The sequence below is a fragment of the Myxococcus sp. CA051A genome, assembly GCF_013336705.1.
GTDB classification, from domain to species: domain Bacteria; phylum Myxococcota; class Myxococcia; order Myxococcales; family Myxococcaceae; genus Myxococcus; species Myxococcus llanfairpwllgwyngyllgogerychwyrndrobwllllantysiliogogogochensis.
The window spans coordinates 157,959-182,360 of sequence record NZ_JABUMS010000004.1 but is presented as its reverse complement, the minus strand read 5'-3'; the positions used below and the strand labels follow the sequence as shown (position 1 = coordinate 182,360).

22 protein-coding genes, 2 tRNA genes and 1 pseudogene are annotated in these 24,402 nt (G+C 69.0%); 7 read left to right on the top strand and 18 right to left on the bottom strand.

Features of this window, described 5'->3' with window-relative positions; genetic code table 11:
* Positions 1 to 6 precede the first annotated feature (6 nt).
* Genes HUA74_RS14290 through HUA74_RS14275 form a run of 4 tightly spaced genes read right to left on the bottom strand, consistent with a single transcriptional unit; the run spans position 7 to position 3,974 of the window.
* Positions 7 to 417: a PleD family two-component system response regulator gene (locus tag HUA74_RS14290; protein ID WP_141644719.1), complete on the bottom strand. Its 411-nt coding sequence runs from the start codon at positions 415 to 417 to the stop codon at positions 7 to 9.
* Complete coding sequence (locus tag HUA74_RS14285) at positions 414 to 2,018, bottom strand: methyl-accepting chemotaxis protein (protein ID WP_246137365.1); 1,605 nt, start codon at positions 2,016 to 2,018, stop codon at positions 414 to 416. The genes HUA74_RS14290 and HUA74_RS14285 overlap by 4 nt, the downstream gene beginning before the upstream one ends.
* A 31-nt stretch (positions 2,019 to 2,049) precedes the next feature.
* On the bottom strand, positions 2,050 to 3,411 hold the full coding sequence (locus HUA74_RS14280) for a protein-glutamate O-methyltransferase CheR (RefSeq protein ID WP_174454980.1): 1,362 nt from the start codon (positions 3,409 to 3,411) through the stop codon (positions 2,050 to 2,052).
* The gene (locus tag HUA74_RS14275) at positions 3,408 to 3,974 is read right to left on the bottom strand and encodes a chemotaxis protein CheW (protein ID WP_141644722.1); all 567 of its coding nucleotides are present in this window, start codon (positions 3,972 to 3,974) and stop codon (positions 3,408 to 3,410) included. Before HUA74_RS14275 ends, HUA74_RS14280 begins: the two co-directional genes overlap by 4 nt.
* A 246-nt stretch (positions 3,975 to 4,220) precedes the next feature.
* Between HUA74_RS14275 and HUA74_RS14270 the strand changes: the two genes are divergently transcribed.
* Positions 4,221 to 6,275, top strand: a complete 2,055-nt coding sequence (locus tag HUA74_RS14270) for a TonB family protein (protein WP_141644723.1) — start codon at positions 4,221 to 4,223, stop codon at positions 6,273 to 6,275.
* Positions 6,276 to 6,312: 37 nt separating this feature from the next.
* On the opposite strand, the gene HUA74_RS14265 is transcribed toward HUA74_RS14270, so the two are convergent.
* The 4 genes from HUA74_RS14265 to HUA74_RS14250 are packed head-to-tail and all read right to left on the bottom strand — an operon-like array spanning position 6,313 to position 9,440.
* Entirely contained in the window at positions 6,313 to 7,032 is a 720-nt protein-coding gene (locus tag HUA74_RS14265) for an HAD family hydrolase (RefSeq protein WP_174454979.1), read from the bottom strand.
* A gap of 10 nt (positions 7,033 to 7,042) precedes the next feature.
* Complete coding sequence (locus tag HUA74_RS14260) at positions 7,043 to 8,002, bottom strand: myxosortase-dependent metalloprotease, MXAN_2677/MXAN_2678 family (protein WP_174454978.1); 960 nt, start codon at positions 8,000 to 8,002, stop codon at positions 7,043 to 7,045.
* On the bottom strand, positions 7,999 to 8,880 hold the full coding sequence (locus tag HUA74_RS14255; protein WP_174454977.1) for a myxosortase-dependent metalloprotease, MXAN_2677/MXAN_2678 family: 882 nt from the start codon (positions 8,878 to 8,880) through the stop codon (positions 7,999 to 8,001). The genes HUA74_RS14260 and HUA74_RS14255 overlap by 4 nt, the downstream gene beginning before the upstream one ends.
* Positions 8,877 to 9,440 carry a hypothetical protein gene (locus HUA74_RS14250; protein ID WP_141644727.1) on the bottom strand — a complete coding sequence of 188 codons (564 nt, stop codon included), beginning with the start codon at positions 9,438 to 9,440 and terminating at the stop codon, positions 8,877 to 8,879. The genes HUA74_RS14255 and HUA74_RS14250 overlap by 4 nt, the downstream gene beginning before the upstream one ends.
* Before the next feature lie 87 nt (positions 9,441 to 9,527).
* On the opposite strand from HUA74_RS14250, the gene gltX reads away from it, so the two are divergent.
* The 4 genes from gltX (at position 9,528) to HUA74_RS14230 (ending at position 11,765) form a co-directional block, all read left to right on the top strand.
* The gene (gltX, locus tag HUA74_RS14245; RefSeq protein WP_174454976.1) at positions 9,528 to 10,967 is read left to right on the top strand and encodes a glutamate--tRNA ligase; all 1,440 of its coding nucleotides are present in this window, start codon (positions 9,528 to 9,530) and stop codon (positions 10,965 to 10,967) included.
* 78 nt (positions 10,968 to 11,045) lie between these two features.
* On the top strand, positions 11,046 to 11,432 hold the full coding sequence (locus HUA74_RS14240) for a hypothetical protein (RefSeq protein ID WP_254614359.1): 387 nt from the start codon (positions 11,046 to 11,048) through the stop codon (positions 11,430 to 11,432).
* Between the two features lie 76 nt (positions 11,433 to 11,508).
* Positions 11,509 to 11,579 (top strand) — tRNA-Gln (locus tag HUA74_RS14235).
* Between the two features lie 114 nt (positions 11,580 to 11,693).
* Positions 11,694 to 11,765 (top strand) — tRNA-Glu (locus tag HUA74_RS14230).
* 114 nt (positions 11,766 to 11,879) lie between these two features.
* On the opposite strand, the gene HUA74_RS14225 is transcribed toward HUA74_RS14230, so the two are convergent.
* Positions 11,880 to 12,851 carry a response regulator transcription factor gene (locus HUA74_RS14225; protein ID WP_174454974.1) on the bottom strand — a complete coding sequence of 324 codons (972 nt, stop codon included), beginning with the start codon at positions 12,849 to 12,851 and terminating at the stop codon, positions 11,880 to 11,882.
* 58 nt (positions 12,852 to 12,909) lie between these two features.
* Here HUA74_RS14225 and HUA74_RS14220 point away from each other — a divergent pair, with 58 nt between their 5' ends.
* Positions 12,910 to 13,506, top strand: coding sequence for a hypothetical protein (locus HUA74_RS14220; RefSeq protein ID WP_174454973.1), 597 nt, complete (start codon positions 12,910 to 12,912; stop codon positions 13,504 to 13,506).
* Here HUA74_RS14220 and HUA74_RS14215 read toward each other — a convergent pair.
* Positions 13,478 to 14,635 carry a sensor histidine kinase gene (locus HUA74_RS14215; RefSeq protein WP_174454972.1) on the bottom strand — a complete coding sequence of 386 codons (1,158 nt, stop codon included), beginning with the start codon at positions 14,633 to 14,635 and terminating at the stop codon, positions 13,478 to 13,480. The two genes, HUA74_RS14220 and HUA74_RS14215, sit on opposite strands and share 29 nt — an antisense overlap.
* Positions 14,636 to 14,897: 262 nt before the next feature.
* Positions 14,898 to 15,200, bottom strand: a complete 303-nt coding sequence (locus HUA74_RS14210; RefSeq protein ID WP_141644734.1) for a DUF2795 domain-containing protein — start codon at positions 15,198 to 15,200, stop codon at positions 14,898 to 14,900.
* Between the two features lie 185 nt (positions 15,201 to 15,385).
* On the opposite strand from HUA74_RS14210, the gene HUA74_RS14205 reads away from it, so the two are divergent.
* Positions 15,386 to 15,628, top strand: a complete 243-nt coding sequence (locus tag HUA74_RS14205; RefSeq protein ID WP_141644735.1) for a hypothetical protein — start codon at positions 15,386 to 15,388, stop codon at positions 15,626 to 15,628.
* Positions 15,629 to 15,694: 66 nt separating this feature from the next.
* On the opposite strand, the gene HUA74_RS14200 is transcribed toward HUA74_RS14205, so the two are convergent.
* From HUA74_RS14200 to HUA74_RS14170, 7 genes and pseudogenes are all read right to left on the bottom strand, one after another.
* Complete coding sequence (locus HUA74_RS14200) at positions 15,695 to 17,308, bottom strand: pyruvate dehydrogenase complex dihydrolipoamide acetyltransferase (RefSeq protein ID WP_174454971.1); 1,614 nt, start codon at positions 17,306 to 17,308, stop codon at positions 15,695 to 15,697.
* A 5-nt stretch (positions 17,309 to 17,313) separates the two neighbouring features.
* Positions 17,314 to 18,309: pseudogene (locus tag HUA74_RS14195) on the bottom strand (pyruvate dehydrogenase complex E1 component subunit beta); the annotation flags it as partial.
* Between the two features lie 44 nt (positions 18,310 to 18,353).
* A complete protein-coding gene (pdhA, locus tag HUA74_RS14190) occupies positions 18,354 to 19,478 on the bottom strand; it encodes a pyruvate dehydrogenase (acetyl-transferring) E1 component subunit alpha (protein WP_141644746.1) in 1,125 nt (374 codons plus the stop codon).
* A 133-nt stretch (positions 19,479 to 19,611) separates the two neighbouring features.
* The gene (locus HUA74_RS14185; protein WP_141644738.1) at positions 19,612 to 20,358 is read right to left on the bottom strand and encodes a hypothetical protein; all 747 of its coding nucleotides are present in this window, start codon (positions 20,356 to 20,358) and stop codon (positions 19,612 to 19,614) included.
* Positions 20,359 to 20,413: 55 nt separating this feature from the next.
* A complete protein-coding gene (locus HUA74_RS14180) occupies positions 20,414 to 21,973 on the bottom strand; it encodes a hypothetical protein (RefSeq protein ID WP_141644739.1) in 1,560 nt (519 codons plus the stop codon).
* Positions 21,974 to 22,045: 72 nt separating this feature from the next.
* Positions 22,046 to 23,509, bottom strand: coding sequence for an MFS transporter (locus tag HUA74_RS14175; RefSeq protein ID WP_174454970.1), 1,464 nt, complete (start codon positions 23,507 to 23,509; stop codon positions 22,046 to 22,048).
* Between the two features lie 82 nt (positions 23,510 to 23,591).
* Positions 23,592 to 24,272, bottom strand: coding sequence for an NUDIX hydrolase (locus tag HUA74_RS14170; RefSeq protein WP_141644741.1), 681 nt, complete (start codon positions 24,270 to 24,272; stop codon positions 23,592 to 23,594).
* Between the last annotated feature and the right edge of the window lie 130 nt (positions 24,273 to 24,402).

Sequence of the window (24,402 nt, the reverse complement as noted above, 5' to 3'; positions counted from 1 at the left end):
CGGGCATCACCGGGTCTTCGCGGGCAGCTTCAACATGTCACTCACCTTCGAGCGCAGGTCATCCACCGACACCGGCTTGTTGAGGAACGCGTTGGCACCCACCAGCTTGCCCTTCTGGCGACTCGCGTCGTCCTTCAGGGAGGTGAGCATCATGAAGGGGATGTTGTGCAACTGGGTGTCCGCGCGGACGGCCGCGCACAGGGCGAACCCGTCCATCAGCGGCATCTGCACGTCGGAGATGATGAGATCGGGCTTGAGGTCTCTTGCCTTGCTCAAACCCTCCACGCCGTTGGGCGCGTCGAAGAACTCCAATCCCCATCCCATCAGGTAGACCTGGAGCAAGTTGGTGATGGTCCTTGTGTCCTCGACGATGAGGACCTTCAAGGCCTGTCGTGACGTCGCCACGTTCGCGTTCATAGCTGGTACCTACCCACCAGGTCCGAGAAGCGCTTCGAGAGATTGGTCAGGTTTCCAGCCACCTGTTCGATGCGTCGCGTCCCTATGACGGAGTCTCCCATGGCGGACGTCAGCTCGCCCATCGCCGCGGCGATTTGCTCGACGCCAATCGTCTGCTGCCGGGTATTGCCGGCGATCTGTCGGGCCGCTCCGGACGACTCGCGAATGACTTCGGACAGTCCGAGGATGGCCGAGCCCGCGCCGCGCGCCAGCTCCATCGCGGCCTGTGCCCGTCGGCTCCCTTCTTCCGTCGCGCTGACGGCCGCGCGCGTTCCCTTCTGCACTTCGTTGAGCAGTCCGCGCACCTGCTCCGCGGCCAGTCGGGACTGCTCCGCCAGGGTGCGCATCTCGGTGGCCACCACCGCGAAGCCGCGCCCGTGTTCACCCGCCTTGGCCGCCTCGATGGAGGCGTTGAGCGCCAGCAGGTTGGACTGTTCAGCGACGTCCTTCACCGTGCTGATGATGTCGCCAATCTGAAGGGTGCGCTCACTCAGGTCGGTAATGGACAGGGCGATGGCCTTCACCTGCTCGCCCAGCTTCTCCATGCCGGCCACGCTCTCCGAGACGACCTTCTGGCCCTCGGTGCTGAGCACCTCCGACTTCTGCGTCTGGGAGATGACGGAGTCCGCGTAGGCGGTCGCCTGCTTGGACGTCTGGGCGATTTCGGCCACGGTGGTGCTCGTCTCGCTGATGGCGGACGCCTGCTGGTGCGCCATGGCCGACTGCTGCGTGGACGTGGTCAGCACCCCGACGGCTTCCTTCTCCATCTCCGCCGCCGCGCCGCGCAGGTCCTCCAGCAGGTGCGCCAGGCCCTCGGACATGGCCGCGAAGCTGCGCGACACCTCGCCAATCTCATCCGAGGCCACCGTGTCGAACTGCTGGCGCAGGTTGCCACCCGCGATACCCGACGCCGCGCGCGCCAGCCGCTCCAGCGGGACGACGAGCAGCCCCGACATGAACCACGACGCCAGCAGGCACGCGGACAGGATGAAGAGTCCGAGCACCAGGGTGAAGCGGGTGGTGCCCTTCAGCGCGTTGGTGAGCGCCTCCTCGTGGAGCGCCACCTGCACGGTGCCCACGCGGCGGTTGGAGCCCCCTTGCGGCGCGAGCACGGGCACGGTGGACTCCAGCACCGACTCGCCGTGGATGACGAGCCTGCGCTCCACCGCGTCCTCGCCCTCGGCGGACGCCTGGTCCGCGCCCGCGAAGCGCTCCGCGGCGACCTCCGCCAACAGCTCGCCCTTCGCATCGCGCACCAGCACGTAGGCCACGTCGGGCACGTGGCGCAGGACGCCGTGCGCCGTGGCCTGGATGCGGCTTGCGTCCTGGTTGGCCACCAGCATGGGCGCCAGCGTCCTGGACAGCTCCGAGCTCACCGAGCGCGAGCGCCGCGCCAGGTCCTCCCGCTGCGCGCCGCTCATCTGCACCCAGAAGGCGAGGATGAGGATGCCGGCCACCAGCACGCCCGTCACGCCCGTCACGGCGACAATCTTGAAACGCAGGCTGAGGCGTCCCACCGCGAGCCGTCCCGGCAGCGTCAGCTTCGTCTCTTTGTCGTCCACGTTGCCTCCCACCGGTGAAGGACGCGCGCCATCAGCGCACACCCTGCCAGCCGGACTGCGTTCTTGGAGCCAGGGCCTGTCGCAGGCCTCCGGCGGTCATCGTTTCCACTCCGCGCAACGGCTGCTCGTCGTCCAGCCCCTCGAGCGCGCGCAGCGCATTCTGTCGTGCGCGCTCCGCGTCCGCGGGCCGGTCCATGCGCCCATAGAGCGCCACCAGCGTCGCGTGACCGAGCGCCAACCTCGGGTCCAGATACAGCGCCTTGCGCACCGCCTCCACCGCCCCGTTCAGCTCTCCGCGCCCCTCCGCCACCATCGCCAGCAGCAGGTACGCCTCCGGCACCAGCGCCTTCGCGGCCTCGCGCGCCAGCGCCTCCGCCTCCTCGAACTGTCCGGCCCGCGCCGCGTCCACCGCGCGCGCCATCGGGTCCTTGAGGGCGGAGACAGGGGGCGCTGCCGTCGGGGCCACGACGACGGGCTTCGGCGAAGGCTCCACGGGGGGCGGAGGACGAGGCGGCAGCGCGCGCGCCGCGGCACGCAGCGCGGTGGCGGCGTCGCGAACAGCGCGCGGAGTCGGCGGCGCGGGACGCGTCCATCCGGGAGGAGGCACCCTCAGCGCCACGCTGCCCTCTGCGTCCACCGCCTCCAGGCCCAGCCCGTTGGTGAGGGGCACCTCGGCGGGCGAGACGAAGAGCAGCCCCCCCGGCGCGAGCACGGAGACGAAGTGCTCCAGCACCCGCCGCACCAGCTCCGGTGGGAAGTAGATGAGGACATTGCGGCAGAAGATGGCGCTCGGTGCGCTCAGGGGTGGCGGCTCCGTGGCCAGGTTGTGGCGGCGGAACTCCACCATACGCCGCACCTGGGCCACGACGGAGAGCTGTTCGCCCCGAGGCTCCAGGAAGCGCCGCTCCAATTCCGGCTCGATGTGGCGCAGGGACCAGGGGCCATACAGCCCGTCCCGCGCGCGCTCCAACGCCCGGCCCGACACGTCCGTGGCCAGCACGCGGAACTGCCCCTCCGGCACGCCCGCCGCGAGCAACGCCATGGCGATGCTGTAGGGCTCCTCGCCGCTGGCGCAGCCCGCGCTCCACACCTGGAAGAACGGGCCGGCCTGGGGAAGCGCCAGCCGCGCGAGCGAGCGAAGGTGCTCCGGGTGACGGAAGAAGTACGTCTCGCCGATGACGGCGTACTCGATGAAGGTCTCCACCGCCTGCGCGTCCCGCCGCAAGAGGCCGCGCAGGAAGGACTCGGGCTCCAGGCCGCGAGACTCCGCGGAGCGCGCCAGCGCCGTCTCCAATGAGCGTCGCAGGCTGTGCGCGAGCGTCAGGCCGCAGGCGGCCCGGAGGACCTCCTCGACCTTCACGAGCGTCGCGTCGTCGAGGACGGCCTCGCTCACGTCTCCTCCGACCCCACCAGCACCGCGGAGATGCGCAGCAGCGGGCGAATCCCCTCGGGCGTCCGGCACAGGCCCGCCATCAACCCGGTGCCATCCCACGGCAGGGCCACGTCACCATCCGGAGTGCCCTCCACGAGCACCGGCGCCTCGACAAGGTCGCGGACCCTGTCCACCAGCACGGCGACCGGCCGAGCGCCCTTGCAGATGACCAGGTGCGCATCCAGCGCCGGCTCGCGCGTCACGCCCAGCAGCACGGCCAGGTCCACGGCGACAGCGGGGCTTCCTCTGTAGATGAAGGTCCCCGCGACATGAGGGGGGGCTCCCGGCAGCGGCTCCAGCTCCACCAGACGGACCACCTCCTGGACCGCGTCCGCCACCAGCAGCGCGCTGGTGCCCGCCGCGTCCAGGGTGAGATAGAGGCCCGGCAGTCGCAGCTCTCCCGACAGGGAGACCAGCTCCTGGCGCAGTCGCGCCTGCTCGACCTCCAGCGCGCCAAGACGCTCCTGAACGGAGGCGCGGCGAAGCTGTGCATCCACGACGGGGGAGTTGGGGGTGTCTGCCATGGGGGGCGTCCCCGCCCGCTTCAGCCCTGGCGCGCGGGTGGACTCACGGTAGTCCGGGCCGTGAAGGAGTTCAATGCGGGGTGAAATGGACCGTCCCACACCCGACGGCCCAGGTGTGTGCTGTCAGCCGCCTTGGTACGTCGTGGATCCGCGAGGCCGGGAGTGCGTCCGGAAGTGGAGATATGGTTTGATGCGTACCCGGCACACTCCTGGAGAATCCATGTTGCTTGTAGTCAGGGGGTACGAATGATCAAGGGCGACTCGCCGAACCCCGAGACGCCCGCCGCGACGGGCGCGGATCCGCTCATCGGCCGGACCCTGAACGGTCGATTCAGCATCCTGGATCCCCTGGGCATCGGCGGCATGGGAAAGGTCTACCGAGCCCTCCAGGCCCCCCTGGAGCGAGTCGTCGCGCTCAAGGTCCTCAACCCCAGCTACTCCAGCACCCGGGACCCCGGCTTCCAGAAGCGCTTCCTGCGCGAGGCCTCCCTCACCTCGAAGCTGCGCCATCCCAACACCGTCACCGTCATCGACTACGGGCAGACGGACGATGGCATCTTCTACATCGCCATGGAGTACCTGGACGGCCGCACGCTGGCCCAGGTGCTCGGGCAGGTGGGGCCGCTGTCGTGGTCGCGCGCCATCGCCATCACCCAGCAGATCTGCCGCTCGCTGCGCGAGGCGCACAGCCTGGGCATCATCCACCGGGACCTGAAGCCCGCGAACATCATGCTGCTCAACGAGCAGGATCAGGACCTGGTCAAGGTCCTGGACTTCGGGCTCGTGAAGTCGGTGGCCGAGCCGCAGGAAGGGCAGATCGCCCCGGAGATCACCCAGAACGGCACGTTCCTCGGCTCGCCGCAGTACATGGCGCCGGAGCAGGCGCGCAACGCGACGGACGCGCGCAGCGACGTGTACTCGCTGGGCATCGTCCTCTTCCAGATGCTGATGGGGCGCCCGCCGTTCATCGCGCGGGACCACATCGAGCTCATCTTCGCTCATTACAAGGAAGCCCCGCCCACCTTCCAGCAGCTGCGCCCGGACATCGCGGTGCCGCCGGAAATCGAGGCGGTGGTGCGCCGCTGCCTGGAGAAGGACCCGGCGCGTCGCTTCCAGACGATGGACGAGCTGCTGGAGGGCCTGCGCGAGGCGAGCATGTCCGCGGGCGGCAACAGCGGCATCTTCAAGCGCCCCGGTGGCGCGACGACGACGGGCCCCTACCCCTCCCCGCTGTTCTCCAGCGCCGGCAGCTCGGGGACGGACTCTGGTGACACGCTCGCGGTGGACATCAGCGTGGAGGTGCCGGTGGCCGTCCAGCGCGCCCGTCAGCGCACGCTGGCCATCGGCGGACTGGGCGGACTGGCGGTGGCGGGACTCGTCGCCGTGGGCGCCGTCTTCTTCATGAGCAACAAGGACCCCGTCAAGCCGCCGGAGACGAAGCCGGAGGCGGTGGCGCAGGCCCCCGTGCAGGCTCCGCCCACGGCGCCCGCGCAGGAGGCGCCCATTCCCGCCGGCGCGCACAAGGTCCGCTTCAAGCTGATGAGCCAGCCCAGCGGCGCGCGCGTCTTCTACCGGGGCAAGGAGCGCGGCACGACGCCCTTCACCCTGGAGCTGCCGGCGGGACAGGACGGCTCCATCACCGTGGAGCTCACCTTCGCGATGGAGGGCTACCAGATGGAGACCGTCGTCACGGGCGGCTCCGGTGACGTGGTGCTGTCGCAGAAGCTCCAGAAGCGCCGGGGTGGCGCGGGTCGGGGCGGTGGCGTGGAGGTGGCGTCCGTCTCCGCCGCCACGGACGAAGTCGAAGTGGCCGAGCCCGTGGCGACGCCGGGTGGAATGTCCGCGCCGGTGCTGCTGTCGCCCACCCAGGCGATTGCCGCCGAGCCGGCGGCTCCGCAGACCGCGGGCGGCGTGGGTGCGGCGGCGGCGACGCAGGCCAAGGGCGTGTCGGGTGGGCTGGCGGTGCCGGTGCTGCCCACCGCGGCGCTCGCCTCCGCGCGCGGCGACGTGCTGCCCTACAACGAGGACATGTCCCGCCCGGAGATGGTCGACCAGAGCAAGGACCTCGTCTACACGCGCGAGGCGATGGCGGCGAAGGCCGAGGGCGTGATGATTGTCCGCTGCACCATCACCACCAAGGGCCGCGTGGAGAAGTGCCGCGTCATCAAGTCCGTCACGTACATGGAGAAGCCGGTGCTGGATTCGCTCCAGTCCCGCACCTACAAGCCCATCATGTACCAGGGCCATCCGGTGAACGTGGACTACACCTTCAGCATGCGGTTGGTCGCGCCGCGCCGCTGAGGTCCGCGCGACTCGCCGGGCCTTGGGCGTCGCGCGCTCAGGGCCCGGTGGAAGGCACCACCGGAGGCGCGGGCGGCAAGGACATGGCGCCCCCTCCGGACGGAACACCCCAGCTCACCACCGGCCAGCCTCGCTTCCGGGCCTCGCGCTTCAGCCGGTGGTCGGGATGCACGGCCACCGGCCGCCCCACCACCTCCAGCACGGACAAGTCCGAGTACGAGTCCGTGTAGAAGGCACACGCGGCCAGCGGCACGCCCACTTCGCGAGCGTAGCCCTCCGCGTACGTGAGCTTGCCTTCGCCGAAGCAGATGGGCCCCAGCGGACGGCCCGTGTGCAGACCTTCGGCATCCACCTCGAAGCGGTTGCAGAGCACCGCGTCCAGCCGCAGCTCGCGCGCCACCCACTCCGACAGGTAGCCCGACGAGGACGTCAAGAGCGCCAGCCTTTCACCGGCGCGGCGGTGCTCCTCCACTGCGACGAGCGCACCCGGGCGATAGAGCGACCGCACCGTCTGCTCGTAGAAGTCCGCGGTGCGCTGCTGGATGGGACGGGCCCGCGAGCCCGCGAGCAGAGCGACCGCGCGCTCCACCGCGTCCCGCATGGATACGAAGCCCAGGTGGTAGCGGGCAATCCACAGGCTCGCGCGCAAGGCCTGCCACCGGGTGATGTGCCCCAGCTCCAGCTCGCGGCGGACCCACAGCGAGCCGGAGTTGGCGGCAATCAACGTCTTGTCGAGGTCGAAGAAAGCGACAGCCACGTTCTTCGTTCTAAGTCCGCTCGCGTGTGGACGCAGTGCCATCCCGACGTCCGCCCGTCCGCCGCCTCCCGCGCAAGAAGGCCAGGGCAGCCAGCCAGGCCCCCATGACACCCGCGTCAGGAGCGGCGGCGCAACCGGTGCCCCGCCCGTCCGCCAGGAGCACGATGCCCGCCTCCGCGCGCATGAGGCACTGATTGGGTGGAAGGCCCCGGGGATAGATGGAGCAGAAGCCGGCGGCGGAGCCCGCGTCGATGATGCGCTTGCGCGTCTCGCCCGGCGGCGCGGTGGGCTCCATGGTGGCCCCGGAGATGGGCACGTGGTCCAGCCCCACGACGTGGCCAATCTCATGCGTCATGGTGTTCTGCAGGTCCGTGGCCACGCAGTTCGTGGCCGGGACGCCCAGGCACGGCGGCGAGTCCACCGTGGTGAAGAGGAAGCCCGTGCTGCCTCCGGGCTGGGACGCGTTCAGCTCGATGTCCGAGTCGAGCACACGGCCGTCGGTGAAGCTGAACGTGGAGGTGGTGAGGCCGATGGTGCCATCGCCGTGCTCCCAGCACGTGTACTGGTTTCCGCACGTCTCCGCGTCCCAGCACGGGTCGTCCGCCGCGACGACGTCATCACACGACGTCTCGCGGAACGTGACGATGTTGTAGTTGGCGAAGGGCCGCTCCTGGTCGTAGCCCACGACCACGGGAAGGCTCCAGTCGTCACCGCGCTTGAAGGCGTAGTCGCTGCACGTCTTCGACACCTGTCGCCAGGACTCGAAGGACGCCTCGATGGCGGCGACCTCGGTGTCCCCCGGCGTGCGCGCGCTGCCGTCCGCGTCCAGGTGGTAGATGTACTCGCGCACCGGCCACAGCAGACACAAGGGCCTGCCCGGAACGACGGTGCGACGATAGGGGAACTCCTCCTGCGCCAGGGCGGGCGAGGAGGCGAGGAGCACAAGGCCCAGCAGCCACCGCGTCCTCATGAGCGGCCCTCCCGCGCACGACGTCGCCGCCACAGCACCCAGGCCATCAGCGCGGGGCCGAGCGACGAAGCGCCTGTCGCGGAGCAGCCCCCACCCTTGGGTCCCAGCTCGTCGTTCATCACTGGATGCAGACACGCCTGACTGGCGCCGCCCTTGGCGTAGACGGAGCAGACGAAGTCGCGGGAGCCGGAGTCGATGGTCCGCTTGGACACTTCTCCGGCCTGAGCGCTCGGGTACATCGTGGAGCTCGCGAGGCGCGTGTGGTCCAGGCCGACGAAGTGACCAATCTCGTGCGTGGCGGTGTTCTGCACGTCGGTGGAGACACAGTTCGTCGTCACGGGAGGAAAGCAGGTGGGCCCGTTCGCCGTGGTGAAGACGTACTGGCTCGCGTTGAAGGAGATATCCGAGTCGTAGATGATGCCCGAGCGCTTGTCGTACGTCGTCAGGGTGATGGCGAGGGTGCTCTCGTCGTCATCCCAGCAGTCGTATTGATTGCCGCACGTCTCCGCCTTCCAACACGCGTCCGTGGCCGCCACCAGCGCGCTACAGACCTTCGTGCGGAAGAGCACCACGTTCTGGTTCTGCTGTCCGCGCAGATAGCCCGCCTTGCGCTCGTCGATGACGGGGCCCTGCCGCAGCGTCAGGTTGCCGCAGGCGGCGAAGATGTCCTCCCAGCTCTGGAAGGCGACGCGGATGGCCTCGAACTCCGTGTCGCTCGTCGTGTCCGGATTGCCGAAGCTGCTCTGGTTCCAGGTGATGCTCGGCTGCGTCCAGTACAGACACTGGGTGGCGTCATCGCCCGGGGTCACCCGACTGCGGACATAGGGGTCGACCTGTCCCAGCACGAGGACCGCGAGCAGGGTTGCCGCGGGCGTCACGGCGCCGGCTCCGTCAGCGCGGCGCGGATGGCCGCCTTGAGCTCCGCGAGGGTCCTCGGCTTCTCCACCACCGTGCTCGGCTGACGCGTGACGGGGTCCAGCAGGAGCGCCTCCGAGGGCTCCGGGACGGCCATCGCGGGCTTGCCCGCCTCCTCGCGCACCACCTGGTACTTGCCCTGGGCCTGACCGGAGAGACGGAAGGCCTGCGTGCCGCGCTTGCGCAGGAAGATGACGACCTCCTCGCCCGTTTTGAAAGACGCGAGCCCGTGCACCACCTGTCCGATATCGCCCACCTGACCGCCGGGCTGCGTCACGAGCACCGTGCCCCCAGGCTGTCCCTTGAGCGGCTCCTTCACCTCGACTTCGACGTCGGTGACGATGCGCCGACCATCACCGCTCCATCGGCTCTCCACTCGACGCACGACCCCGTGAATGACGGCGTCCGAGTCCCGGGAGAGCTGCGACAGGTCCACCCGGAGCTGCGTGGTGGCGGCCGCGGGCAGGGCGCCCAACAGCGCCACCGTCACCATCCCCATGCGAAATAGCTGACGAATCGACATACGCTTTCTCTCCTCGGCGCGCACCATACCTCAGCGTGCCCATCCGCGTTGACCCCCTACCGCCTCCCTGCTAATCCGCGCGCCCGTATGCCCACTGCCCCACGCGTCCGCTTCGCCCCCTCGCCCACCGGCTACCTCCACATTGGCGGTGCCCGTACGGCGCTGATGAACTACCTCCAGGCCCGGAGGTTCGGCGGCACGTTCATCGTTCGCATGGAGGACACCGACCGCGTGCGTTCCACCGCCGAGTCGGTGCAGGCCATCCTCGACGGGTTGGTGTGGCTGGGCATCGACTGGACCGAGGGCCCCGGCAAGGAGGGCCCGCACGCGCCCTACTTCCAGACGCAGCGCCTGGACACCTATCGCGAGCACTCCCAGCGGCTGCTCTCCGAGGGCAAGGCCTACCGCTGCTACTGCACGAAGCAGGACCTGGAGGCCCAGCGCGAGTCGATGGAGAAGTCCGGCGGCTTCTACAAGTACCCGGGTACGTGCCGCGACTTGAAGGGTCCTCCGGCGGGCCGTCGCGAGGAGGAGGCCGTCATCCGCTTCAAGATGCCCTCCACCGAGGGCACCGTGTCGTTCGACGACAAGGCGCTGGGTGTCATCACCAAGCCGTACTCGGACCTGGACGACTGGGTCATGCTGCGCGCGGACGGCATCCCGCTCTACAACTTCGGCTGCGTCATCGATGACCACCTGATGGAGATCACCCTGGTGGCGCGCGGGCAGGAGCACGTCAACTCCACCTTCCCGCAGCTGATGCTCTACCAGGCACTGGGCTGGCAGCCGCCTGAGTTCGCGCACCTGCCGCTCATCCTCGGGCCGGACCGCGAGAAGCTCTCCAAGCGCAAGCACCCGGAGGCGGATGTGATGCTGCACAAGCGCACCGGCATCATGCCGGAGGCGCTGAGCAACTTCGTCATCCGCCTGGGTTGGAGCCACGGCAACGACGAGGTCATCACCCGCGAGCAGATGGAGGAGTGGTTCGACTTCTCTGATGTCGGCACGACGTCCGGCGTGTGGAACCCGGAGAAGCTGCTGTGGCTCAACCAGCAGTGGATGAAGCTCCTGCCGGAGGCCACCGTCGCCGAGCGACTGGTGCCCTTCCTCGAGGCCAAGGGCTTCCAGGCGAAGGGCGACTCGCGGCTGGTTCCGCTGGTGCATGCGCTCAAGGAGCGCGCTCGCACGCTGGAGGAGATGGCCACCACGGCGGCGCTCTACTTCGGCACGGGCGTCACGCTCGACGAGAAGGCCGCGGCCAAGCACCTCGTCGGTGATTCGCTCGTGCTGCTGCGCAAGGTGCGCGACGGCGTCGCCGCGCTGTCCGAGTGGACGGTGGAGTCGCTGGACGGCGTGGTGAAGGCCGTCAGCGAGTCCTCCAGCGTGGGCATGGGCAAGGTGGCGCAGCCGGTGCGGGTCGCCATCACCGGCAACACCACGAGCCCGGGCATCGGAGAGACGCTGCTGCTCGCGGGGCGGGACGAGGCCCTGCGTCGCATCGACGCCGCGCTCACGCGGGGCGGGTGACGTACCGCCCGACGAAGCGGTGGACGTCCGCCGCTTCGGCACCTATCTTCACCACCCATGATGCGTGCACTTGACACCATGAAACGGCATTTCTATAAGGCGCGCCCGCTCGGTGCGGCGCTGTGTGCGCTCTGGGTGGCGGGGGCGAGTGCCGACGTGGTCAGCGGCGCGCAGCTTCCGGACGGTGCTCAGAAGGTGGGGGAGAACCGTTACAGGGTGCCGAAGGACTTCGAGGCGACGCTGGACTACTACCGCTCGGTCTACTCGACGAGCAGCTATCCACGACGGCAGATCGTCAACCAGCCGGGCGTGAAAGCGGTCCACATCACCAACCCCTCGGGGAAGAACTTCGCGGGGCTGAATATTTACGAGGCGAACGAGGAAGTTCGCATCTACATCGTCCCGACCCAGCAGGCGGTCAAGCCGGTGAAAAAGCCGGAGACGAAGTCGGGGAAGAAGAAGTAGAAGTCGCAGCAGCAGCCGCCCACCGAAGTTGTTGCAGTCGCTGGGCGGTGTTGGTAGTAGAGGCAGCCGCAGTGATTGGGGAATCGTCTAACGGCAGGACAGCAGACTCTGACTCTGCTTATCTAGGTTCGAATCCTAGTTCCCCAGCTCGCAGCACCGCAGTCCGCAGCACCTCAGGAAGCTCGAAATCAGAAGGTTGACGAGAGCAAAACGAGAATGTAGGAAGCAGCAGCAGAAACACGGTGGTTGCAGCGAAATGTCGGCCCTGTCGTCTAGCGGTTAGGACGGAGCCCTCTCACGGCTCAAACTCGGGTTCGAATCCCGGCAGGGTCACTCCGACGCCGCCTTCTGAAAAGAAGGCGGCGTTTTGTTTTTCCGGAGCACGCGCTGGTGGCGCATTGCTCCGAGGACCGCCACGGCGGGCGGCCCCCTCCCCATTGAGCTGTCTCAAGCCGACGGCGTGGGGATGCTCCGGCGGAACACGGAGAGCGCGGCGGCGAGCCGGTCCTGTGCCCGCTGCACGCCCCGGCGCAGGAGCAGCATCCGCACCTTCTCCGGAAGCGCGCTCGCGCCCTGCGTGCTGCCAAATCCCACCAGGTCCATGCGCAGGGTGATGGCCTCCAGCAGGTCCCCCAGGTCCGCCTGCGGACTGGCCAGCAGCAGCACGTCCGGAGGCCGTCGCTGGAGGCGCTCCGCCAGCGTGCGCCACTGCGGATCGCCCGTCTCGACAACGACGACGTCCACCGTCTCCAGCTCAGGCGCGTACGGCGCCACCTCTCGCACCTCGAAGCCCGCCTCCCTCAGCGCGCGGAGCGCATCCTCGCTGCCCACCACCGCCACCTTCCCCTCCAGCACCGTGCGAGAGGACTCCTCGTAGGCCCGCAGCTCCACCTCCAGCGCCACGTGCGCCGGCTCCGGTGCGTCCTGCCCTGCCGCTAGCAGCGCGGCCGCTTCCCGGGCCTGCTCCCGCGCCTGCTCCCGCACCTGCGTCCCGGACGTCCGCCGCTCCAGCGCCGCCCGCACCTTGGCGCGCAGCACGCGCAAGTCGTCGAAAGGCTTGAGGATGTAGTCACTCGCCCCCGCGGCGAACGCGGCGATGACGGACTCGCTGCTCGCGTAGGCCGTAATCATCAGCGCCTCCATCGTGGGCTGGAGGTTGCGCGCCTCCGCGACGAGCTCCACCCCACCCATGCCGGGCAGGTTCTTGTCCGTCACCAGCACGTCGACGCGCTGCTCGCGAAGAATGGGCAGCGCATCCTCCGCGCTCGCCGCCACCAACACCACCAGGTCCGACTCGCGCTCCAATAGCCGCGCGCAGATGTCGAGCACGACGGGCTCGTCGTCCACCACCAACACCGTCGAGGCGAGCGTTCCCCCCTCCCCACCGCCGCCCTCACCGGTCTCGAACGGGAGATCCATGACTTGGGAGATTCGCACAGCTTCACGCGGACTTCGAGGCTCGCATGCGAGGGCCGCTATGCTGCCGTCCGTGGCGAGCTTCGAGGACGCGTTGCTGGAGAACCGGGTGCCCCCGCTGCTGGGGGACGTGCGCCTGCGTTACGACGGGGGGCGGCTGCTGGGCGAATCCCTCCCTCCGCGCTGGGAGCGGAGAATGCTGCCGGGACTGTGTGTGGGTGTCGCCGTGGGCTGCGCGCTGGGCGCCGCCGTCATGGTGGGCCTCGAGAAGGGCGCCTTCCCCATCACAGCCGGGACGCTGGCCCTCGTCGCCGCGGCCCTCGTCGGAGTGGCCCTGCGATTCGAGGCCCGGCTGGGACGCCGCCGATTCGTGCTGCACTTCCGCTCGGAGACGCTGCGCCTGGAGCGGCTGGCCTGGACCCCCGGCGCCACCCGCTCGGAGCTGGTGCCCTTCGACGCCGTGCGCGCGGTGCACCTCGTCGAGCGTCCCGGGCCCCGCTACGCGCTCGTCGTGGAGTACGCCCGAGAAGGGGCGCAGCCCCAGCGCGCGGTGCTGGTGGAGGACGTGCGCCGCTCGGAAGGCGAGTCACTCCACCGGATGTGGCGCGTGCTCAGCAACGCCTTCGGCCTCAGGGGAGCGGGGCTCGCCGGAGGGTGATTTCGATGTCCGTGCCCTCGCCCGGCGTGGACGACAGCCGCAGGTTGCCACCCGCCTGCGTCACCAGCTCCCGGCAGATGGACAGGCCCAGGCCCGTGCCGATGCCCACCGGCTTCGTGGTGAACAGCGGCTGGAAGACGCGCTCCTGCAGGTCCATGGGGATGCCGCAGCCGTTGTCCGCCACCGTGAGGACCACGTCCTCGGGGCGTACGGACCAGCGCACCTCGATGCGCCCCTGACGTCCCGTGCCACCCATGGCCTGCGCCGCGTTGACCACGAGGTTGAGCAACACCTGGCACAACTTCACCGGACCGAAGACGACCCGCACCGGCTCGCCGTTGCTCGTCAGCCGCGCCCTGTCTCGAACCTCCGCCCGCGCCAGCTTCACCGCGAAGGAGACCACTTCGGCCACGTCCGCCGTGCCCTCCATGTCCTCGCCACGCGCCTGCGCGCGCAGCCCGAGCGCCACCTGCCGCAGATGCTCCGCGCCGTCCGCCAGGTCCTTGATGAGCGCGGGCAGGTCCTCCACCGTCTCCGCGACAGGAGGACTCGGGTCCGCCGGCAGATGCTTCGACACGTACTGGATGCCGCTGGTCAGGTCGCGCTGCAGCGACGCCACGTTCTGCGACAGGTAGCCCACCGGGCCCATCAGCTCGTGGGCGATGCCCGCCGTCACCTGGCCCAGCGTGGCCAGACGCTCCGACTTCATCATCCGCCCTTCCACCTCGCGGATGCGCAGCTCCAGCCGGGCAATCTTCAGCGCGTCGTCCAGCGCCGCCTGAAGCTCCGAGCGGTCCCACGGCTTGACGAAGTAGCGCGTCACCTGGCCGCGGTTCACCGCGTCGATGACGGCCTGCATGTCCGCATACGCCGTGACGAGCATGCGCTTGGCGTCGGGCGCAATCGAACGCGCCCGCTCCAGCAGCTCCACGCCCGTCATCCCCGGCATGCGCTGGTCGGAGAGGATGACGCCAATCTCTCCCTTGCGCTGCTCGAGCAGCGTCAACGCCTCGCTTGGCGATGCGCTGCGGAAGATGCGGAAGCGTTGTCCGAAGTTCGCGTCGAAGACCCGCAGGTTCAGGGCGTCGTCGTCGACGTACAGCACCGCGGGTAGCTCAGACGGGTTCATGACGCTCCTCCTGGCCGGCTATCCCACGACGAGGCCAGGCTGGTGACGCCTAGGATAGCGCCTCCTCCGACTCCCTTTCTTCTGGGTGCCGACGGAACCGTCCCCCCGGGACGCAATGCCTCCTCAACTCTAGAGCAACCAGACAGGTTTGACCCCCAGGAAAATCCAGACGACCGCATGGTTCCCTGCCTGGGCACGGAGGTGCCAGGCGGCTTTGCATGGACACGCCGGGAGAGCGCCCGGCGCGCCTGGGAGGGAGGATTCAGCGGGGAGATGTGAGGGTGGAGTCGCGCGTCTCGGGGAGCTGCTCCGCGTGGGCGGCATCCTGCTCGAGGGCCACGGCCACCGCGTCCACGGAGGGGAAGCTGCCCCTGGGCAGCACGCCCAGCAGCGAGAGCACCGTGGGCGGGGCCTCGTTCTCCCGGGCCACCCAGGTGAGCTCTTCAGCGGTGAGGGGGAACACCGCGCCGAGCAGGGCCTGGTGCAGCGACTGCGCGAGAGGCAGCGGCTGGCCCACCCGCTCCTCCAACTCCGACACACCCTGGACGAGCCGTTCGCGTGTCATGTCGTCGTTCATTTGGACGAAGTTAAGCAGCGAACCGACGCGGCTGCCGGCCTTTTTTTCGTGCCTGCTCAGCAAGCGAGGGAACGGGCCTTGCGGCGGGGCCTCGGGGTGGACGCCTATCGCCTCGCGTCACACCGTTGACGGAGGGACTCCGCACGAGTCTCCACCCCCAGGAGGACAGCGCCATGGCGCACCAGGACAAGCCGGACGACGTGCCGCGCAATGCGGCCAGTGACAGTGATTACGTGGAGCACATCGAACACGTAGAGGCCACGCGCCCCGAGCCCTGGCCGGGCATGAGGGGCCGTTCGCTGGGAGACGAGCATGACCTGCCCACGGGCACGAGCCGCGAGCAGCAGGCGAGCGTGACGTGCGAGCAGCGACGACTGGAAGAGGAAGCGCGCCGCGAAGAGCCGACGCGCCAGTGACGAAGCGGCCCGCTCCCGTGCGCCCCTGAGAATGGGGCACGACGAGGAGCGGGCCACGAGAACGGCCTAGAAGAGCAGCCGCGTCGGGTGCTCGAGCAGGCCGCGCAGCTCCCGCAGGAACTCCGCGCCGATGGCACCGTCGATGATGCGGTGGTCGCACGACAGCGTCGCCGTCATCATCTTGCGAATCACCATCTGCCCGTCCCGCGCCACCACCTTGTCCGCCACCGCGCCCACCGCGAGGATGGACGCCTGCGGCGGGTTGATGATGGCGACGAACTGGTCGATGCCGTACATGCCCAGGTTGCTCACGGTGATGGAGCCGCCCGTGTACTCCTCGGGCTTGAGGGCGCGCTTGCGGGCGCGCTCCGCCAGCTCACGCACCTCCGTGGAGATCGCCTGGAGCCCCTTGGTGTCCGCGTCGCGGATGACGGGCGTGATGAGCCCCTGCTCCAGCGCCACGGCGATACCCACGTCCACCGAGCCGTGGTGGACCACCTGGTCCCCCTGGAGCGAGACGTTGATCTTCGGGTAGCGACGCACGGCCATCGCCACGGCCTTCACGATGAGGTCGTTGACGGAGACCTTGAGCTCCATCGCCTTCGCCTCCTCGCGCACCTTCACCGCGGCATCCATCTCCACCTCGAGGGTGAGATAGAAGTGCGGCACGCCGGGCTTCACCTCCGTCATCCGCTGCGCGATGACCTTGCGCATGGACGACAGCGGCTCGGACCGCGCCTCGGGCCGGGCCACCGTCGCCGCGGACGGAGCCTTGCGCGCGGCGGGCGCCGAGGGAGCGGCCGCCGGAGCCTTCACGCCCCGAGCCAGCGCCTCCTCGATGTCGCGCTTCACCACGCGACCCGACGGGCCGGAGCCCTGCACCTGGGCGATGTCCAGGCCCCGGTCCTTGGCGATCTTCTTCGCCAGCGGGCTGGCCCGGACGCGTCGTCCTCCGGAGGCCACCGGTGCCGACGCGGCAGGCGTGGCCTGTGCGGCGGGCGCTGGGGGCCTGGGCGCGGCGGCCTCGACGGGCTTCGGCACGGCGGCCGGAGTCGGAGCAGCGGCGGCCTTGCCACCCTTGGGCGTGAGGTAGGCGATGGGCGAGCCGACGGGCGCCGACTGGTTCTCCCCGACGACGATCTCCGCCAGCGTCCCTTCGTCATAGGCTTCGATTTCGAGGTTGGACTTGTCCGTCTCCAGCTCGGCGAGCGCCTCGCCAGAGGAGACCTTGTCCCCCACCTTCTTCAGCCACTTGACGATCTTCCCCTCCGTCATCGTCGGGGAGAGGCTCGGCAACTGGATGGCGATGCGACCACCGCCCGTCGCGGGAGCGGCGGCCGGGGCCACGGGGGCCTCGACCTTCGCGGCGGGAGCAGGCGTGGGAGCGGGGGCGGGCGCGGCGGCCTTGGGCGCGGGAGCGCCACCCGCCGCCACCTTCTCGCCCTGCGCGCCGATATAGGCGATGGGCGCGCCGACGGGGGCCGACTGGTCCTCGCCGACGAGAATCTGAAGCAGGTAGCCGTCGTCGTAGGCTTCGATTTCGAGGTTGGACTTGTCCGTCTCCAGCTCGGCGAGTGCCTCACCGGAGGAGACCTTGTCCCCCACCTTCTTCAGCCACTTGACGATCTTCCCCTCCGTCATCGTCGGGGAGAGGCTCGGCATTTGAATGGGCGTGGCCATACGGGTCAGGCTCCCTGGCGGTACAACACCTTCTTCACGGCCGCGATGATCTTGGGCGCGTCCGGCTGGGTCGCGTTCTCCAGGTTCGCCGCATAGGACATGTTCACATCGAGCCCCGTCACGCGCTCCACCGGCGCGTCCAGCTCGTCGAACGCCTTGGACTGGATGATGTCCACCACGGAAGCGCCGATACCCGCCAGCGCCCAGCCCTCCTCGACGATGACGGCGCGGTTCGTCTTGCGCACGCTCGCCAGGATGGCCTCCTCATCCAGGGGCCGCAGCGTGCGCAGGTCCAGGACCTCCACGCTGATGCCCTCCTTCGCCAACTCCTCGGCCGCCTGCATGCAGAAGTAATACATGCGGCTCCAGGTGATGACGGTGACGTCCGTCCCCTCGCGCTTCACGTCCGCCTTGCCCAGCGGCACGACGTGCTCGCCCTCGGGCACCTCGCCCTTGAGCGCGTAGAGCCGCTCGCCCTCGAACATGATGACGGGGTTCTCGTCGCGGATGGCCGCCTTGAGCATCCCCTTGGCGTCCGCGGGCGTCGCGGGCGCAATCACCTTCAGGCCCGGGAAGTGCGCGTAGTTGGACTCCAGCGCCTGGCTGTGCTGGCTGGACAGCCGGCCACCGGCGCCGCCCGGTCCCCGGAAGACGATGGGGCAGCGCAGCTGACCGCCGGACATGTGGCGCAGCTTGGCCGCGTTGTTGACGATCTGGTCCATCGCGAGAATCGCGAAGTTCCAGGTCATCATCTCCACCACCGGACGCAGGCCCACCATGGCCGCGCCCACGCTCATGCCGCCGAAGCCCAGCTCGGAGATGGGCGCGTCGATGATGCGCGCGCTCCCGAACTTGTCCAGCAGCCCCTGCGACACCTTGAAGGCGCCGTTGTAGCGACCCACTTCCTCGCCAATCAGGAAGACGTTGGCGTCGCGCTCCATCTCCTCGGCGAGCGCCTGGTTCAGGGCCTCGCGGTACATCAACTCGGGCATCGTCGGCTCCGACTCGAAATCAAAAAGGTTGGTTTGGTCAGGGGGCGGGGGGACTAGCGGGTCAGGCCCGCCTTCTTGTCCGCAAGCTCCGCCTGCTCACGCGGCTCCAGGTCCCATGTCACCTTCAGCTCCTGGCCGCTCGGGTACGACGGCCAGTTCGTCACCTTCGTGCCCAGCACCCGCTCACGGGGACGCACGTCCGGCTCACCCGGCTCGACGATGGTGTCGCGCCACAGCTCTTCCAGGCTCGGCTCCGGAGACTCGTCCGCGAACTTCACCGCGGCGTCCACCTGCGCCTTCACCTCTTCTTCGATTCGCTCGAAGTCCGCGTCCGCGCCCAGGCCGTTCTTGATGGCGTAGTCGCGCAGCTTGGGGATGGGGTCGCCCTTGCGCTCCTCCTCCACCTCCTGCTTGGAGCGGTAGGTCGCCGGGTCCGCCATGGAGTGGCCACGGAAGCGGTACGTGTTCGCCTCCAGCAGCACGGGGCCCTTGCCCGCGCGGCACCACGCGGCCGCGTCCTTCACGGCCTCGTACATCTTCAGCACGTCCATGCCGTCCACCGGCTCGCCGCGCATGTCGTAGGCGGCGGCGCGCTTGTAGATCTCCGGCACCGCCGACGTGCGGGAGATGGCCGTGCCCATGCCGTAGCGGTTGTTCTCGCAGATGTAGATGACCGGCAGCTTCCACTTCGACGCCATGTTGAACGTCTCGTGGAGCGCGCCCTGGTTGGCCGCCGCGTCGCCGAAGTAGCAGACCGTCACGCGGTCCTCGTTGCGATAACGGCTGGCGAAGGCCATGCCGGCCGCCAGCGGAATCTGCCCGCCGACGATGCCGTAGCCTCCGTAGAACTGGTGCTCGATGTCGAAGATGTGCATCGAGCCGCCCTTGCCCTTGCTGTAGCCGGTGCCCCGGCCGAACAGCTCCGCCATCACCATGCCCGCGTCGCTGCCGCGCGCCAGGGGCTGGCCGTGGTCGCGGTACGCGCTGAGCATGTAATCTTCCTTCCGGATGGCCTCGATGGGGCCCACCGCCACGGCTTCCTGGCCAATGTACAGATGGCAGAAGCCGGCGATCTTCCCCAGCGTGTACTGCTGGCCCGCGCGCTCCTCGAAACGGCGGATGAGGTACATCTTCCGGTACATCGTCAACAGCAAGTCTTTCGAGTACGGGCTGGCCACCGCGGGTGCCTCCATGCTGTCCGCCCCTCCTCACCCGGGGCGGCAAACGCCGTGCGCCTCATAGCGCGCGGCAGGGGGACTTCAAAGCCTTTCAAACCCCTCAGGGCCGCACCTGTGTTCCAGGCGCGGTGCGTCAGGAAACGAGGGTGAAATGCGGGACGCTGATGATGCCGTCCAACAGCGTCACCGGTCGACCGGAATGATCCGTGGCCAGGTGAATCACGGTGGCCTCGGGGAAGCGCACCCGGTAGTCGTTGGCGTGGGTGGGCTCGTTGTCGAAGGCGGCCACCACGGTGCCCAGCCGACCCAGCCTCGCGTGCGCCTCTCGCTTGAACGCGTCGTCGTCCTCGCGCAGCGTGGGCTTCATCAAGAGCAGCACCCGCGCGTCGTCCGGCACCGCCATGCCGTGGCGCCGCATGCAGGCGACGGAGCCCTCGCGCATGCCCTCGTGGCGCCCGGTGACGTAGACGAGCCGCGCGCCCGTCGCCACCACGGCGTGCGTGAAGGCCGCCGCGCCGTCGATGGCCTCGTCCACCTCGCAGTACTCGCTGGTGAAGAAGCGCTCGCCCCAGAAGCGGCGGGCCTCCGGGAAGTGGGCCTGCACCTGGGCTTCCTCCAGGCCACAGGCACGCATCGCGTCACGCATGTCCCAGCCGGAGGTCCAGTGCTCGGGGCCACAGGCGGCGAGGCTCGCCACGGCCTGGGCCTCGCCATATTCCCGGAGGATACGGGCCTGCCGGTGCCGGTTGTCGAGCAGGGTGGAGTCCAGGTCGAACGCCAGCACCGCCCGCTCGCCGAGGGAGCGGGCCCGAGCCAGGATGGCGTTCAGGCTGTCGCGCCAGTCGTCGCGGATGCGCTTCTTGAAGTCTTCGTGGGCCATGGGCGCGGCGAAGACTACCCGCGCGCGCCCGCCCGTGCCGCCGAAACCGCCTGTGTCAGGCGGCTGACTGCCAGGGCATGGGGCCAGGGGGCGCGCCCGGCGCCGTGTCCGCGAAGCGCAGCATGCGCTGGATGCCGTTGCGGTCCAGCACCAGCCGCACCAGCTGCGTGCTCTCCTGGCGGCGGTCCGTCTCCTCCTCCTCCACCGTGAAGCGGAACACCACGTCCACGGGGTAGCGCTTGGCGCCCCGGATGTGCCCCACCGACAGGTCCGCCAGGTCCACGTACTCCAGCGCCAGTTCGGGCTCGTCCATGTCCCGCAGGAAGCGCTCCACGTTGAGCCGGAGGATGTCCGTGACGCCCGACAGGCCCCGGTCCGAGCGCGGCAGGAGGCGCGCGTCCAGGATGATGTGCTTGCGGTAGCGGATGACCGTCTCCGTCAGCTCGCCCTGGGACACGGTGAGGAAGTCGTCCTGGTGCCGCAGCGCCGCCACCGAGTCCGGCACCTTGGGCCCGTAGTCCACGCGCTCCTCGCACCTGCCGATGGTGCGCCCCGTCACCGGGTCCACCAGGTCCGCGGTGCGGTCCGACAGGTGCGTGGCCGCCACGCGGCTCGACAGCCGCCGCAGGCCCTCCTTGATGCGGTCCTTCATCATGTAGCCGACCACGGCGATGAGGAAGAAGTTGAGGCTCACCTGGGTGAAGCGGATCTGCGCCCACAGCGCCACCGCCGTGGCGAACGCCATCGCGATGCCCGCAGCCAGCGCGAACAGCACCTCTTCCCACCCCTGCCGCTTCTGCAGGCGGCGCGAGGACAGGAAGAGCACGTTCATGCAGAACTTCTTCAGCATGCCCAGCCGCTGGATGTACTCCTCGTTGTCGCCCGTGGGGCTCAGCACGCTGCGCAGCCGGTGCTCCTTGCGGTAGGACTCCTCGCGCAGCACCGCCTCCATCAGCCCCTTGCGCAGCCCCAGCCACGGCTCTCCGCGCGGCAGCGACTTCATGTCCGCCACCGAGCGCCGGAAGCCGTTCTCCACCAACAGGCTCACGTACTCGTCCACCAGCCGCAGCGACGCGCGGGAGCGCTCCTGCAGGCGCAGCTCCCCCACCGAGCGCAGCCACTGACGGAAGCGCGCCAGCACCTGCGTCACCCCCGCCTGCATCGCCACGACTTCCGACTCCAGCGTCGCGCACGCGTCGGTGGGCAGCGCCACCGGCCCCTCGCAGCGGGACTCCACGCCCGTGGCGAAGCGCCGCAGCGCCCCGCGCAGCACGCACGACAGGAGCTTCGCCTGGTAGACGACGTCCCGCTCCGAGCCCAACCCCGTGCGCAGCCACGCCTCCAGCCGCACCAGCGGCGAGGTGTCCGACGAGAGCAGCTCCTGCACCGCCATCACCGGCGTCTTGAAGCGCACGTAGTTGTGGATGTCCGCGTAGAAGTCCGCGCGGGGGTACGTCTCCTGGTCGATGTTCAAGCTGCCAGGGAGGAACAGATGCGCCTCCACGAGGTAGCGCGTCTCGTCCACGCCCGAGGGCTGGTACTCGAGCTTGATCTCGAACTGCTTCCGGTCGTGAACCTCGAAGCGGCTATGGAGCGGTGCGGGTGCCTGGGACACACCGCCACTCTACGTTACAACCCTGTCACGGGGGAGTGACGCCCCCGTGACGTCCAGCGGTCCACAGGGGGCTCAGCCCCCGGTACCAGTCTTGGGAGCTGCAACTGTCTGCGTGACAGCGGAAGCGCCCGAGGCGGGGGCGGCCTTGGACTGGGGCCGGGCGTTCCAGACCTTGGTGGCCAGCAGCAGGCCCGCGAAGGACAGGGGCAGCATGGCCAGGGGCCAGTTGCCCCAGTTGTGGGGGTCCTTGGCCACCTCCCCCGCCGGCAGGATGCGCCCGAGCAGCAACGACTGGAGCGCCGTGCCCGCATACACCGCGCCGTCGATGATGCCCACCGCGAGGCCCGCGTTCTTCTTGCCACCGAAGTCCATGCTGGCCGTGCCGGACAACATGCCGTGCACGCCGATGACACACAGGGACATGAAGATGACCGTCCACCCCAGCGCGGGGCTGCCCAGGAGGAACAGCGTGGCCACCGCGCCCACGCTCATGCCCGCGTAGAGCACCGCGGAGACAGGACCCCGGCGCGAGTCGAACACGCGGTCGCTGATGACGCCGGCGAACATGCCGCCAGTGATGCCCGCCACGCAGAGCAGCATGCCCCAGTTGGCCGCGACGAAACCGTCGGCGATGCCCGTCGCCTTCGCGAACTTGGGGTACCACTGCATGATGGCGTTGCGCATGAAGCCGCTGCAGAACTCCACCATCAGGATGATGATGATGGTGCGGTTGGTGATCATCTTCTTGAAGACGGGCCACACGCCCAGGCCCGCCTGGGACTCTCCGCTGGATGCGTCCGCGGTGTCGAAGTCCGGGTGACCCGTGTGGCTGGGCGTGTCGCGGATGACGAAGTAGTCCACCACCACGAAGGCCGCGAGGATGGCGGCGGGCACGAAGAACACCCAGTACGTGGGCGCCGCCTTGGCGATGAAACGGCTCCAGTCGTAGGCGAAGTACACGCCCAGGGAGATGAGGATGCCGAACACGCCGCCCAGCTGGCCGCGCTCGCGCACGTGGAACCAGGACGCGTTCACCTTGACGATGGAGACCGCGCCAAAGCTCTGGAAGTACATGTTGACGGCGTAGAGGAACGACAGCGTCCCCACGATTCCACCCGGCGGCTGCCAGCCGTCCGTGAGCACCTTGTAGACGACGATGCCCATCAGCACGTTCGCCACGGACGAGCCCGCGGCCGACAGCAGGATGGTCTTCCGCCCGCCGAGCCGGTCCGTCAGCGGACCGTTGAGCAGGAAGGCGCAGCCGTACACGAGCGTGCCCCAGAAGAAGATGGTGCCGAAGTCCGCGTTGGACGTGTGGCCCTTCATCGCGCTGGTGGCTTCGTTGAGGTTGTAGCGCCCCATGTAGAGGAACGCGTACGTCATCCCCAGTGGGAACCAGTTGAAGAAGCGGCGGCGACGGAACGCGTCCGTGTGACCCAGCTCCACCTTGGGCAGGCGGGCCAGCACGAGCGAGATGGCCCCCAGCAGGATGAGAATGGGCAACAGGTTGGCCAGCCACGGGGGCAGCGACGACATGCAGCGACCTCGTCAGTGGAGTGCGGAAACGCCGCGCACCCTACCCTGGCACGCGGCCCGCGAGAAACCCCACGGACATGTCTCAGCCCAGTCGGGCGAGCAGCCTCGTCAGCGACACCTCCGTCTTCGCATCCGGGATGTCACCGCGCCGGCACGCGTCGAGGACCTCCTGGAGCGTCCGCCACTGAAGCAGCGTCCCCTCTTCCAGGGGCGACCCATCCCCCTCCGGCTCCTCCTGCTTCACGTCCGTGACGTCCACCGCAGAGGGGAACACCTTCTCCGAGAGGATGCCCGGCGCCAGGAAGAACGAGCCCCCCAGCAACTGGATGTCCTCGGGGCGCACCGCGTAGCCCGCCTCCTCGCGGACTTCTTCGGCCGCGCGGCGCCGCAGGCCCTCCTCACCCTTGTCCTCCGGCTCCAGCAACCCCGCGACGATCTCCTCCACCCGCAGGTAGCCCGCACCGGGGTCCGGCACCGTCATCGCGTCCCGCTGATCCTTCCGGAAGTATGCCGCGGGCCTCAGGTTCATCCGCGTCAACACCTCCAGTCCCGCCGCACCGCGTCGATAAACGAGCACCGACACCGCATCGAGTCGGGGCCTGTCCACCACGTCCACCCGGTAGACTGGCGAGGAAGAGCCGTCCGCGCGTCGATTGCGACACCGCAGGCGCTTCACTCGGAGGAAACCCTCGTCGCAGCGCGCCGTGGCCGAGAAATCCTCGATGATCTCGATGTCAGTCACACTGGAATGGCTCTGCCGCATGTCTGCCTGCTCTCCTGGAGTTGAACGGTCAAGGTGTGCGAGTAGGAATGCCATGGCGGCGTAGCTTGCCCGCCCGTGTCCGATACCGTACCTTGCGCGCGCTTTACTCCCGACGTCCTACCGAAACACG

Bases quoted from the DNA above. Each gene is read 5' to 3' on its own strand.
- HUA74_RS14290 (WP_141644719.1), bottom strand. From the start codon at position 417: ATGAACGCGAACGTGGCGACGTCACGACAGGCCTTGAAGGTCCTCATC.
- HUA74_RS14275 (WP_141644722.1), bottom strand. From the start codon at position 3,974: ATGGCAGACACCCCCAACTCCCCCGTCGTGGATGCACAGCTTCGCCGC.
- HUA74_RS14270 (WP_141644723.1), top strand. From the start codon at position 4,221: ATGATCAAGGGCGACTCGCCGAACCCCGAGACGCCCGCCGCGACGGGC.
- HUA74_RS14260 (WP_174454978.1), bottom strand. From the start codon at position 8,002: ATGAGGACGCGGTGGCTGCTGGGCCTTGTGCTCCTCGCCTCCTCGCCC.
- HUA74_RS14250 (WP_141644727.1), bottom strand. From the start codon at position 9,440: ATGTCGATTCGTCAGCTATTTCGCATGGGGATGGTGACGGTGGCGCTG.
- gltX (WP_174454976.1), top strand. From the start codon at position 9,528: ATGCCCACTGCCCCACGCGTCCGCTTCGCCCCCTCGCCCACCGGCTAC.
- HUA74_RS14240 (WP_254614359.1), top strand. From the start codon at position 11,046: ATGAAACGGCATTTCTATAAGGCGCGCCCGCTCGGTGCGGCGCTGTGT.
- HUA74_RS14225 (WP_174454974.1), bottom strand. From the start codon at position 12,851: ATGGATCTCCCGTTCGAGACCGGTGAGGGCGGCGGTGGGGAGGGGGGA.
- HUA74_RS14220 (WP_174454973.1), top strand. From the start codon at position 12,910: ATGCTGCCGTCCGTGGCGAGCTTCGAGGACGCGTTGCTGGAGAACCGG.
- HUA74_RS14215 (WP_174454972.1), bottom strand. From the start codon at position 14,635: ATGAACCCGTCTGAGCTACCCGCGGTGCTGTACGTCGACGACGACGCC.
- HUA74_RS14210 (WP_141644734.1), bottom strand. From the start codon at position 15,200: ATGACACGCGAACGGCTCGTCCAGGGTGTGTCGGAGTTGGAGGAGCGG.
- HUA74_RS14205 (WP_141644735.1), top strand. From the start codon at position 15,386: ATGGCGCACCAGGACAAGCCGGACGACGTGCCGCGCAATGCGGCCAGT.
- HUA74_RS14200 (WP_174454971.1), bottom strand. From the start codon at position 17,308: ATGGCCACGCCCATTCAAATGCCGAGCCTCTCCCCGACGATGACGGAG.
- HUA74_RS14185 (WP_141644738.1), bottom strand. From the start codon at position 20,358: ATGGCCCACGAAGACTTCAAGAAGCGCATCCGCGACGACTGGCGCGAC.
- HUA74_RS14175 (WP_174454970.1), bottom strand. From the start codon at position 23,509: ATGTCGTCGCTGCCCCCGTGGCTGGCCAACCTGTTGCCCATTCTCATC.
- HUA74_RS14170 (WP_141644741.1), bottom strand. From the start codon at position 24,272: ATGCGGCAGAGCCATTCCAGTGTGACTGACATCGAGATCATCGAGGAT.